General features: G+C 69.3%; 12 protein-coding genes and 1 tRNA gene. 7 read left to right on the forward strand and 6 right to left on the reverse strand.

Going from position 1 to position 11,192, the window contains the following annotated elements:
- The first annotated feature begins 324 nt into the window (after positions 1 to 324).
- Positions 325 to 401: transfer RNA gene (locus tag AC2W7C_RS07260), tRNA-Met, on the forward strand.
- A 494-nt stretch (positions 402 to 895) separates the two neighbouring features.
- Here the strand turns inward: AC2W7C_RS07260 and AC2W7C_RS07265 are convergent.
- Positions 896 to 1,753, reverse strand: a complete 858-nt coding sequence (locus AC2W7C_RS07265; protein ID WP_486000840.1) for a DUF3800 domain-containing protein — start codon at positions 1,751 to 1,753, stop codon at positions 896 to 898.
- A 272-nt stretch (positions 1,754 to 2,025) separates the two neighbouring features.
- The gene (locus AC2W7C_RS07270; protein ID WP_486000841.1) at positions 2,026 to 3,246 is read right to left on the reverse strand and encodes an MFS transporter; all 1,221 of its coding nucleotides are present in this window, start codon (positions 3,244 to 3,246) and stop codon (positions 2,026 to 2,028) included.
- A 129-nt stretch (positions 3,247 to 3,375) separates the two neighbouring features.
- On the opposite strand from AC2W7C_RS07270, the gene AC2W7C_RS07275 reads away from it, so the two are divergent.
- Positions 3,376 to 3,969 (forward strand): TetR/AcrR family transcriptional regulator, encoded by a 594-nt coding sequence (locus AC2W7C_RS07275; RefSeq protein ID WP_486000842.1) that lies wholly within the window; start codon positions 3,376 to 3,378, stop codon positions 3,967 to 3,969.
- On the opposite strand, the gene AC2W7C_RS07280 is transcribed toward AC2W7C_RS07275, so the two are convergent.
- The gene (locus AC2W7C_RS07280) at positions 3,966 to 4,598 is read right to left on the reverse strand and encodes a hypothetical protein (RefSeq protein ID WP_486000843.1); all 633 of its coding nucleotides are present in this window, start codon (positions 4,596 to 4,598) and stop codon (positions 3,966 to 3,968) included. The genes AC2W7C_RS07275 and AC2W7C_RS07280 overlap by 4 nt on opposite strands.
- Before the next feature lie 160 nt (positions 4,599 to 4,758).
- On the opposite strand from AC2W7C_RS07280, the gene AC2W7C_RS07285 reads away from it, so the two are divergent.
- Positions 4,759 to 5,055, forward strand: a complete 297-nt coding sequence (locus AC2W7C_RS07285) for a hypothetical protein (RefSeq protein WP_486000844.1) — start codon at positions 4,759 to 4,761, stop codon at positions 5,053 to 5,055.
- A gap of 41 nt (positions 5,056 to 5,096) precedes the next feature.
- Here the strand turns inward: AC2W7C_RS07285 and AC2W7C_RS07290 are convergent, their stop codons facing one another.
- Entirely contained in the window at positions 5,097 to 5,720 is a 624-nt protein-coding gene (locus AC2W7C_RS07290) for a TlpA family protein disulfide reductase (RefSeq protein WP_486000845.1), read from the reverse strand.
- Between the two features lie 61 nt (positions 5,721 to 5,781).
- On the opposite strand from AC2W7C_RS07290, the gene argH reads away from it, so the two are divergent.
- From argH to lysA, 3 genes are read left to right on the forward strand one after another with little or no spacing between them, the layout of a single operon-like run.
- Positions 5,782 to 7,149 (forward strand): argininosuccinate lyase, encoded by a 1,368-nt coding sequence (gene argH, locus AC2W7C_RS07295; protein WP_486000850.1) that lies wholly within the window; start codon positions 5,782 to 5,784, stop codon positions 7,147 to 7,149.
- A gap of 9 nt (positions 7,150 to 7,158) precedes the next feature.
- Positions 7,159 to 7,395, forward strand: coding sequence for a hypothetical protein (locus AC2W7C_RS07300; protein ID WP_486000846.1), 237 nt, complete (start codon positions 7,159 to 7,161; stop codon positions 7,393 to 7,395).
- A 14-nt stretch (positions 7,396 to 7,409) separates the two neighbouring features.
- Positions 7,410 to 8,726, forward strand: a complete 1,317-nt coding sequence (gene lysA, locus AC2W7C_RS07305; protein WP_486000847.1) for a diaminopimelate decarboxylase — start codon at positions 7,410 to 7,412, stop codon at positions 8,724 to 8,726.
- A 30-nt stretch (positions 8,727 to 8,756) separates the two neighbouring features.
- Here lysA and AC2W7C_RS07310 read toward each other — a convergent pair whose 3' ends face one another.
- Both AC2W7C_RS07310 and AC2W7C_RS07315 read right to left on the reverse strand, forming a co-directional pair.
- Positions 8,757 to 9,260, reverse strand: a complete 504-nt coding sequence (locus tag AC2W7C_RS07310; protein ID WP_486000851.1) for a phosphoribosyltransferase — start codon at positions 9,258 to 9,260, stop codon at positions 8,757 to 8,759.
- On the reverse strand, positions 9,164 to 10,246 hold the full coding sequence (locus AC2W7C_RS07315; RefSeq protein WP_486000848.1) for an MJ0042-type zinc finger domain-containing protein: 1,083 nt from the start codon (positions 10,244 to 10,246) through the stop codon (positions 9,164 to 9,166). Before AC2W7C_RS07315 ends, AC2W7C_RS07310 begins: the two co-directional genes overlap by 97 nt.
- A gap of 243 nt (positions 10,247 to 10,489) precedes the next feature.
- Here AC2W7C_RS07315 and AC2W7C_RS07320 point away from each other — a divergent pair, with 243 nt between their 5' ends.
- Positions 10,490 to 11,023, forward strand: coding sequence for a cell division ATP-binding protein FtsE (locus AC2W7C_RS07320; RefSeq protein ID WP_486000849.1), 534 nt, complete (start codon positions 10,490 to 10,492; stop codon positions 11,021 to 11,023).
- Positions 11,024 to 11,192: the final 169 nt, after the last annotated feature.

Consider the following 11,192-nt stretch of genomic DNA (forward strand, 5'->3'; position numbering starts at 1 on the left):
CGCATTGGCAGGCGCGGGTCTCCAGCGGCCCGCCCCGTCTGACGCCCTCCGGGGCCGGCGCGCCGCCGTTCTGGGCGCCGCAGGCAGTGGCGAAGGAGAGCACGGAGGCCGAGGCGAGAAGGGCGATCAGGCGCATGGAAATCCCCTTGGAACAGGTCGGCGAAGGAACACGTCCGAAACCGTTACCGTTCCGGCGCCGGGCGTCACGGGTCCGTGGCGGAGCGACGCGCTCGGACCCGGCTTTGAATCCGCCGCGCGTCGCCTCTATACGCACGCCTCTTCCGGTGGTCAGACCAGTTCCCGCCGGACCCCTGCGACTAAAGGGGCTGGGTAGCTCAGCTGGTTAGAGCGGTGGATTCATAACCCACAGGTCGGCGGTTCGAGCCCGCCCCCAGCCACCAAAATTTTCTTAAGGAAAACAAGGCGTTAATGGATCGCAACCGGGCGACCCAGCGTCGAACGGGCCCCCAAGCTCTTGGGCCGCGGCCAAGTGGAAATCCCGCTCGGCTTGGGCGCGGGCCATCGCTTCAACAATGCGAAGCAGGGCGGGGTCGATAGCGGGGAACTTGTGTTGTCTGGCGTCAGCGGCGGACGAAACATCGGTAGGCATCCCGCTCCGATACCCGCCACCGATGAAAGCGAGGTTCGCGCCGACCTCTACGCAACTCTTCAACAGCGATGAACCCCGTATTTGAGGCCGCCCAGTCAAAACCGAATCTTGTTCAATGACTTAGCAACTGATTGATTCATAGAACAATTTCTTGACGACAGGCCCGAAAGTCGCGATACTGAGACTGGTTCCTAGGCTCGGGCAACGGGTAGGTCGAACCCCGTAGCGTCCGCGCGGCACGCCCCACACCAGAGTGAGGCTAACGAGGCGGCGGAGTAGACGGGCCTAGGGACCGCCGTCCGCCCACCACTGCTTCGGGTATCCGAAGTGACGGAAGACTTCCAATTGACCGGCTTGGACCCTGCGTCGGACCTTTCCGAAGCCAGGCATCAGTTTGACCCCGTAGCCGGATATCTGTCCACCAGTCTTATCCGGCCAACGGGCAAGTCGGGGCTCAAGCGCCTTAGCGAAGGTTGCGTCGGAAGCGCCAGTGTCATGGACATCGGCGGCCTTAAAGAAGGCGCTCGCGACGATGTCGGGCAGCTTCAGACCATCATGACCCGCATGATTGTGGACCTCCATCAGCTGCATGCTGATCGTGTCGTACGCGATGTTCCCGAGCGGCAGGAACTGGTTGTCCCCCTTTGAGCGTAGCCATTCGTAGTACGCATTGAGTTGGCTATACGAGAGCCCTCCTCGCTCGCTGAACACAAGCTTCACCCGACGAACCTCGCCGTATTCAGCCATGGAGCGAGCCCGCACCCAATGGGTTACCCTTTCGACCAACAGCCGGGTCATCCAGCAATAGAACCAATTGTCCGAGGGGATCTTTTCGGCCCAAGGATTTTGCCAGCCGCGCATGTTCTGTTTGTTGGAGGCAACGACGAAGCATCGAACCGGCCGCTTCGCTACGTGCTCACAAGCTAGGAGCTTTCGCCGAGGCGAGAGCTTTGCGAAATGAATGTCGCGCATCTGGCGGCTATTCATCTCTGTTGCCATCTCAGCGATCCATGCCGCGACCTCGGCCTCACGGCACGCCGCGATCACCACCGCCGAAAGCATAAGCCATTCGCTCGAGCCGTTGTGGTCGAGCGGCTTGACCTTCTTGATGCCAGGATCACCTGACTCATCAATGTAAGCCACATACGAGTATTCTGGCGGATCGTTCGTACCCATGGCTGAAACTAAGCACAACTTAGGCGCTCAAGCTAAGCCGTTCCGCACATGCTGCGGGACACCGCCCGATCAATATGACGGCGTCAGGTGCGGATGGTCATCAAGCTAACCATCTTGGGTGTCCGTTCGAGCCGTCCCCCAGCCACCACACCTTCCCGTGCGTCTATCGAATGGCCCGCGACGGCTCCGCTCCAGAGCCGCCGCGCCGCACGTCAGAAATTCCGGGACGGCTTGGGCCGTTACTCCGCTGGACTGGCCTGAAGATCACCGTCCGCCTTTCGACCGCCGCCGCCCAGCACCCTCTGCCCCAGCGTGACGATCGTCAGGGCGATCGCCGCCGAGGCCACCGAAACCCAGAAGCCGGCCCTCGGGCCATAGACATCCACCACCCAGCCCGAGACGAAAGCGCCCAGGGCCATGCCGATGCCGATGCCGGTCATCACCCAGGTGACGCCCTCGGTCAGCACCTCGGCCGGGACCCGGCGCTCGATCAGGCCGAAGGCCGTGATGAAGGTCGGCGAGATCGCCACGCCGCTGAGGAAGATCGCCGCCGCCAGCGCCGGCACGGAGTTCGCCAGCAGCAACGGCAGGGTGGTCAGGAAGACCACGCCCAAGGCAGCCAGAAGTTGCCGGTGCAGCGGCGTCTTCAGGTTCAGCGCGCCGACGATCAGGCCGACGATGAACGAGCCCGCCGCATAAACGCCGATCACCAGGCTAGCCGCGCCGGGCTGGCCCAGATCACGGGTCAGGGCGACGGTGCTGACCTCGGCGGTGGCGAAGATGGCGCCGACGAAAACCAGCGCGGCGGTCAGGATCTGAACCGCTGGCAGTGAGATCGCCGAACGCCTCGGCCCCTCGCCCGCCGGTTTCACGGCCGGTTCGGTCGCGCGCTGCGCCACGAAGGCGGTCATGCCCAAGGCCAGGAACAGGGTCGAGGTCAGGACCCCGGCCTCGGGGAACAGGGCGACGCTCAGGCCGACCGACAGCGAGGCGCCGGCGATGTAGACCAGTTCGTCCGCCACGGATTCGAAGGCGAAGGCCGTGTTCAACTCGGGCCGGTCCCGGAACAGTTCGGTCCAGCGGGCCCGAACCATGGCCGGAATGCTGGGCATGGCCGCGGCCGAGAAGGCGAACAGGAACAGGGTCCAGGTCGGCCAGCGCTGGTTCGCCGCCGCGATCAGAAGAGCGAAGGCTGCGACCGCGATCGCCGTGGTCGGGATCAGCAGGCGGCTCTGGCCGAACCGGTCCACCAGCCGCGAGATCTGCGGGGCCAGGAAGGCGTTGGTCAGGGTGAAGGCGGCCGCGACCGCCCCCGCCAGCCAGTATTCGCCATGGGTCTGGGCCAGCATGGTGACGATGCCGATGGGAGCCATGGCGATCGGCATGCGGGCCACGAAGGCGGCGGCGGAGAAGCCGGCGGCCCCCGGCGCCCTGAAGATCTCGCGATAGGGATTGGACATCGGCGGCAGGCCTTTCGACGGGTTGGCGGCGCGCCTCTCGCGCCCTACATACATCTCGTATGTGAGCGAGGTGGTTACATACGTCGCGTATGTCAATGACGCGCAGCCGACTTTTTCAGGACCGACCCGATGCCGCGGAAACCCCGCACGGAAATGATCGCCGAGACCCGCGCCAAGCTGATCGCCGCGGCCCGCAAGGCCTTCGGCGAGAAGGGCTACGCCGAGGCCTCCATGGACGACCTGACCGCCGAGGCCGGGCTGACGCGCGGGGCGCTCTACCATCACTTCGGCGACAAGAAAGGCCTGCTGCTGGCGGTGGTGCTGCAGATCGATTCCGAGATGGGCGCCCGGCTGAACGCCATCTCCGCGGCGGCCCCCTCGCGTTGGCAGGGGTTTCTGGACGAGAATCTGGGCTATGTCGAAATGGCGCTGGAGCCCGAGATCCAGCGCATCGTCCTGCGCGACGGCCCCGCGGTCCTGGGCGATCCGTCCCTGTGGCCCAACGCCACCGGCTGCATCGCCGCCATCACCGCCAGCGTCGACCGGTTGAAGACGGAGGGCGTGATCAGGCCGATCGATTCCGAGGCGGCGGCGCGCCTGATCTGCGGCGCCTCGACCTATGCGGCTCAGTGGATCGCCAACGCCCAGGATCCGCAGGCGACGTCCCGGAAGGCCATCCCGGCCTTCAAGGCGCTGATGGAGGGCCTGCTGCCCCGGCCCTAGGCCCGATCCGCCAAGGGCAAGGACAGCAGATCGGCCGGCTCCATGGTTTCGATCTCGGCCATGACCTGGGCCCGCGCCGCATCGAACGCCTCGGCGTAAGCCTGTCGCCCGCGCTCCATGAACTCCCTCAGGTTCGAGAACTCCGTCGCCGTCAGACGGCTCGGCCGGCGCGCGCGCGTGGTCAGGCCGATCACCCCGGCGCGTTCCCCCGCCCGCTTCAGCAGCACCACGGTCTCGGATTCGCCCACAACGCGCGCATGAGCCCCGGAGAGTTCGTCGGCGAAGGCGCTGACATGATCGAAGAACGTCACGCCGACGGGATCGAACGCCTGCGTCGGCGTGAGCCGCACCGATCCCCCCCGGTCCTTGAAGCAGCCGACGAACTGGACCATCGCGAACCGCAGCAGCGCCACGTCGGCCAGTTGTCCGGCTGGCCTGGCCCTGCCCCGGTCCGCCGCGAGCAGCCGCATCGCCTCGATGGCTTGGTCCAGGGCCGCCAGAATGCCCGCCAGCTCCGCCAGCCTCAGCGCCGCTTCGCTTCGGACCAGACGAACCTCGTCGACGCCTGGCGGCAGCCGGCGGCCGGGCGCGCCGCGCTTGGCCCATCCTTTCCAGAATCCTCTGATCACCCTCGCTCCTCGCCCGCGCTGGCCTGCGCCGCGACCGAATCCCGGCGGCGCACGCGCCCCAGTTCGACCGGTCGGCCCGGCCTGTCCAGCAACGCCGCCGCAACCGCATCCGCGGACCGGCGTTTACCGTCAAGGTTCAATGCCAGAAGGGGGATTTCCCATGCGCATCCAGACTCTCGCCCTCGCCGCCATCGCCGCCCTGTCGCTGGGCGCCGCCGCGTGCACCCAGGCCGAACAGGACCAGGCTCAGGCCGACGCCAACCAAGCCGCCGCCGAGACGGGCGAAGCCGCCGAAGCCGCCGGCTCCGCGCTGAAGGAAGAGGCCGCCCAGGTCGGCTCGGCCATCGCCGCAGGCGCCAGCGAAGCCGCCCAGGAAGTGGATCAGGCCACCGACAAGATGGCCGACGAGGCCGACGCTCAGCGCGCCGAGACCAAGGCCGACGAGAAGGCGAACTAAGGGTCGGATCCGCCGCTCGTCTTATTCAAGGGGGCGGCGGTTCAGACCGGCTCGGCCAGGAGCGCGTCCATCAGGGCGCGCGCCTCGGCGCTGGCCCAGTCCGCCTCGCCGGCGAACGACGCCCGGATGCGCCCCTGACGGTCCAGGATCACCGTCTGGGGCATCTTGCCCTTGCCGGGCAGTTCGAACGGCAGCTGGAACTTCGGATCGCTGTACATCGGCAGCGGCTCGTGCACGTCGATGAAGCTCCGGGCGTCCGCGATGGCGTCCGGCGTGGCGTCGACGTTGATCGGCAGTACGATCAGGTCCTTGCCTTCATAGGCCTCGGCGAGCCGGGCCAGGGTCGGCATCTCCGTGCGGCACGGCGCGCACCACATGGCCCAGAGGTTGACCACCACCACCTTGCCGCGGAAATCCGCCAGCCGCGCGTCGGCGCCGTCGCGGGTCTTGAAGACATAGGCCGGGGCGGTCTCGAGCGCCGCAGGGGTCTCCAGCCGGGCGATCGGGCCCGTGGCGAAACGCGCCAGCTCGCTTTTCGCGGACGGGGCCGGCGCGCCGGCTTTGTCCATCAGGCCTGGTTTGGCGTATAGCAGCGCCGCGCCGCCGATCACCGCGACCAGCAACGCCCCTCCGACCGCGATCAAAACCGCTTTCGAGACCTTCATGCCCGACCAGACGCCTCCCGATCCCGCGACCAAAGCCCCCGGGGCGGCGAAAGGTCAAGACATGTGGGGCGGCCGCTTCTCGGCTGAGCCGGCCGAGATCATGCAGGCGATCAACGTCTCCATAGGCGTCGACCAGCGCCTGTGGGCGCAGGACCTGGCCGGGTCCCGCGCGCATTGCCGCATGCTAGCCGCCCGCGGCATCGTCGCGCAGGCCGACGCCGACGCCATTCTGGGGGGACTGGACGCGATCGAGGGCGAGATCCGCGCCGGGACCTTCCCGTTCCGGGACCGGTTCGAGGACATCCACATGAACGTAGAGGCCCGGCTGGCCGAACTGGTCGGCGAGCCCTCGGGCCGGCTGCACACCGCCCGCAGCCGCAACGATCAGGTGGCGACCGATTTCCGCCTGTGGGTCCGCGACGCCTGCGATCGTCAGGTCGACCAGCTGAAGGGCCTGCAGCGCGCCCTGCTGGCCCGCGCCGAGCAGCACGCCGGCGACCTGATGCCGGGCTTCACCCACCTGCAGACCGCCCAGCCGGTGACCCTGGGTCACCACCTGATGGCCTATGTCGAGATGTTCGGCCGCGACGCCGGCCGCTTCGCCGACGCCCGGGCGCGCATGAACGAGAACCCCTTGGGCGCCGCCGCCCTGGCCGGCTCGCCCTTCCCGATCGACCGCCACATGACGGCCCAGACCCTCGGCTTCGACCGGCCGATGGGCAACTCCCTGGACGCCGTCTCCGACCGAGACTTCGCCCTGGAGAGCCTGGCCGCCGCCTCGATCTGCGCCGGCCACCTGTCCCGCCTGGCGGAAGAGATCGTGGTGTGGATGACGCCGATGTTCGGCTTCGCCAGCCTGCCCGACGACCTGACCACCGGCTCGTCGATCATGCCGCAGAAGCGCAACCCCGACGCCGCCGAACTGGTCCGCGCCAAGACCGGCCGGATCATGGGGTCGTTCGTCGCCCTGTCGACGGTCATGAAGGGCCTGCCGCTGGCCTATTCCAAAGACATGCAGGAGGACAAGCCGCCGGTGTTCGAGGCCTTCGACGCCCTGGACCTGGCGCTGGGCGCCATGACCGCCATGGTCGCCGCCCTGATCCCGAACACCGAACGGATGGCCGCCGCCGCCGGCGCGGGCTTCTCGACCGCCACCGACCTGGCCGACTGGCTGGTGCGCGAACTGAACCTGCCGTTCCGTCAGGCGCACCATGTCACCGGCGCGGCCGTGAAACGGGCCGAAAGCTTGAGCGTGGACTTGTCGCAACTGCCGTTGGAAGAATTGCAGGCGCTGCATCCCGGCGTGACCGAAGGGGTGTACAAGGTGCTCACTCCCGAGGCCTCCTGCGCCAGCCGCCAGAGCTTCGGAGGAACCGCGCCGGAACAGGTCCGCGCGCGCATCGCCGAATGGAAGACGCGCCTCGCGTAGGGAGTTGGGATGAAGAAGCTGGTCCTCATGGGCGTCGCCGCCCTGGTCGCCGTCTCCATGGCCGGATGCGGCCGCATGGCCGACCTGGACGCCCCGCCGGCCAAGCGCAACGAGCGCGGCATGCGCGACGGCCGGGCGCCTGGCCTGCCTGAGCCCGGCACGATCAACCAGCCCAACCGCCAGCAGCCCATCGACGGCGGCCCGTCCTCGAACCCCTATGACGGCCCCGGCAACCGCCCGGGCTGACGATCGAGCCTGACTTGAACCATTTCGACCGGATCGACGGCGCGCTTCACGCCGAAGGCGCGCCGCTGGAGGCGATCGCCGACGCCGTCGGCACACCGGCCTATGTCTATTCCACCGCCACCCTGAAGCGGCACTACGGCCTGCTGCGCCAGGCGCTGGACGGCCACCGCCCCGCCCTAGGCGACGCCCTGATCGCTTTCGCGGTCAAGGCCAACTCGAACCTGTCGGTCCTGGCGACCTTGGCGAAACTAGGCTGCGGCGCCGACACCGTGTCCGAGGGCGAGATCCGCCGGGCGCTGGCGGCCGGGATTCCGGGAGACCGGATCATCTTCTCTGGCGTGGGCAAGACCGACGCCGAACTGGCCTTCGCCATCGACGCCGGCGTGCGCCAGATCAATGTCGAGAGCGGCGCCGAACTGGACCGCCTGATCGCCGTGGCCGCCTCCCTTAAGCAGCGAGACCCCGCGGGTCGAGCGATAGGGAAAAAGGAGGGCGCGGCCCCGGCCGTCGCTATCCGCGTCAATCCGAACATCGGCGCCGGGGGCCACGCCAAGATCACCACCGGCGGCGCGACCGACAAGTTCGGCGTGCCGATCCAGGAGGCCCTCGAACTCTACGCCCGCGCCTCGGCCTCGCCGCACCTGACGCCGGTGGGCCTGGCCTGCCACATCGGCAGCCAGATCACGACGCTGGCCCCGATGGAGGCCGCCTTCCGCACCATCCGCGAGGTGGCCGAAACCTTGCGGGCTCAGGGGCACGAAGTCACTCGCCTGGACCTCGGCGGCGGCCTGGGCGTGCCGTACCACGGCCAGACCGACCTGCCCTCGATCGCCGACTACGCCGCCATGTGCGCCCGCGTGCTGGACGGGCTGGAGGTCGAGGCGGCCTTCGAGCCCGGTCGCCTGCTGGCCGCCAACGCGGGCGTGCTGCTGAGCCGCGTCATCCAGGTCAACCAGCGGGCGGACGGCCGTCGCTTCCTGGTGCTGGACGCCGGCATGAACGACCTGATGCGCCCGGCCCTCTACGACGCCTTCCATGACCTGGTCCCGGTCGCCCCGCGCGAAGGCGAACCCCTCGCCTACGACCTGGTCGGGCCGATCTGCGAATCCACCGACGTCTTCGCCCGCGACCGGAAGCTGCCGCCGCTCCAGGCCGGCGACCTGGTCGCCTTCCTGAGCGCCGGCGCCTACGGGGCAGTCCTGGCCAGCGAGTACAACTCCCGCCCCCTGGTCCCCGAGGTGCTGGTCGACGGCGACCGCTGGGCGGTGGTGCGGACACGGCCGAGCTACGACGAGATGTGGGCGCGCGAACCCAAGGCCGAATGGCTGTGACGGCTTGCCGAGCGGCGGGCCGCTGACGACCTAGTCCAGCGCGCATACGTCCGGCAGGCCGCGCAGGGTCCCGGCGTGATCCAGGCCGTAGCCGACCAGGAAGCGGTTCGGGGCCTCCCATCCGACGAAGTCCGGCTCTGGCGCGCGGGGCAGGGGCCACGGCTTCTTGGCGAACACCACGGTCAGCACCTCCGACGCGCCCTTCTCGGTGGCGATCCGCACCGCCTCGGCCAGCGACAGGCCGGTGTCGAACACGTCGTCCACGATCAGCACCCGGCGGCCGGCGATGGGCCGCTGGAAGTCGGCGTAGACGTCGATCTTGCCCCGGCTGGACTGTTCGTCGCCATAGGACGCCAGCCACAGGGCGTCGAAGCGGACGTTGCGGCCGAGGCGCGCCAGCGCGCGGGTCAGGTCGGCGGCGAACCACAGCCCGCCAGTCAGCAGGACGGCGGCCACGGTCTCGTCGTCGATGACCGGGGCGATCCTCGCGGCCAGGTCGGCGACGATGCGCTGGACCTCGGATTCCGGAAGCAGGACGGTGGGCGTGGGGTGCGCGTCAGCCATGCCCGGCCGATACAGCGGCGGGGGCGTGCGAGTCGAGAGGGGCGGTGATCTCGTCCATCGCCAGGGGCACGGCGTCCACCGGCTGCAGATCCAATGGCGCGGCGGGGCCGGGGACCAGGGCCGGACGCAGGTCCCGGGCCGCCTGCAGCGTCGGGCCCGGACCGTGGGCCGCCTGCGCCCGGGAGCGGGCGCGGGGCCGGGGCAGGCGTGGGTCTCAGCCCTGTTCGGGGCGGCGGGTTCGGCACGGGCCGCGGCCGGCGGGGTCGTCCAGCACAAAAATCCACGCCGATGCCCTGGCCGCGGGCTCCGGGGTCGGGAATCACGGCGGCGAAGCCCTGCACCTTGCCCGGCAGCACCGGCGCGGCGTCGATCCGCACCACCGCATGGCCGATCTCGGCGCCGTGGGAATCCAGCAGCGCCACCCGCACCGGCGGCGCGATCCGCTCGTCGTCGCGCACGTTGCGCAGCGCGCCCGACACCAGCACCTTGCCCGGATCGTTGGCCAGGGGCCGGGCGGTGACGGCCTCGAAATCCAGACCCGTGGGATTCACCGTCAAGCCGACGGCCGCATAGGCCGCGGCCGTCCGCGGGGCCATCTCCACCACTTCGACCCGGAATAGCCAGGCGGCGCCGACAAGGGCCGCGAAGCCCGAGGCGATGCCGGCCCAGACCACGCCATGGGTCGCGGCGCGGCGCAGGCGGCGCTGCTGCTCGGCGCGGCGCGGAAGCGCGGGCAGTTCGGGAGCCGGAGTCTCGGCCAGCGATTCGGGGACGGGCTCTTCGCGGGCGCCGAAGGTGACGGTTTCGGACGTGGCGGCCGACAGCTCCAGCGGCTCGTCCAGGGTGGCGCGCCAGGTGTGCTTGCACGACTTGCAGCGCACGGTGCGGCCGTTCGGGCCGATCGCCTCGTCGGGGGTGAAATAGCTGGTGGCGCAGGACGGGCAGGTCAGTATCATGTCGCTGACTGCGAGGCTCTTCGCCCCCTCCCGTCGCGGCTTTCCGGCCGCGTCCTGACCCAAATCAATGCCCGTTTCGACCCGCCGCGCCGCCGATTCCGCCTCCGCGCCCGACACCGTCCGCCTTCGCGGCGTGGGTTTCGGCTATGCGGAGGCGCCCGACGTGCTTCGGGACGTTAACCTGACTTTGCCGCGGGCTCTTTCCACTTCCTTACCGGACCGTCCGGAGCCGGGAAGTCGACGTTGCTGAAACTGCTAACCCTGGCCGAACGGCCTCAGTCCGGGTCGCTGGAGCTGTTCGGCGAGGATGCCGGCCAGGCGCCCCGCTCGGCCCTGCCCGGCTTCCGGCGGCGCATGGGCGTGGTCTTCCAGGACTTCCGTCTGCTGGACCACCTGACCGCCTTCGACAACGTCGGCCTGCCCCTGCGTCTGGGCGGCGGGCGCGAGGAAGCCTGGGCCGGCGACGTCGAGGAGATGCTGGCCTGGGTCGGCTTGGGCGACCGCATCGATGTCCACCCTCCCGCCCTATCGGGCGGCGAGAAGCAGCGCCTGGCCATCGCCCGCGCCGTCGTCACCCGCCCCGACCTGATCTTGGCCGACGAGCCGACCGGCAGCGTGGACGCGAAGATGGGCGAACGCCTGCTGAAGCTGTTCCAGGCCCTCAACAAGCTGGGCGCCACCGTCCTGATCGCCAGCCACGACGACGCCTTGGCCGAGCGCTCCGGCGCGGATGTCCTCAGGCTCGAGAACGGCCGCTTGACCGGAGGCCGCGCATGATGGGCCGCCTGCTTCGTCGCCGCGACCCGATCCTGCCCCGCGAGGCGGGAGGCGAGTCTTGGCTAGCCGCGGTCATCGCGGTCCTGTGCTTCCTCGCCTGCCTGTCGGCGGTGGGCGGCTTGGCCGCCGACCGCGCCGCCCACGGCTGGGCCCGCTCGCTCCGCGCCGA

Source organism: Brevundimonas sp. CURTG3B2_SDJG (assembly GCF_057364705.1).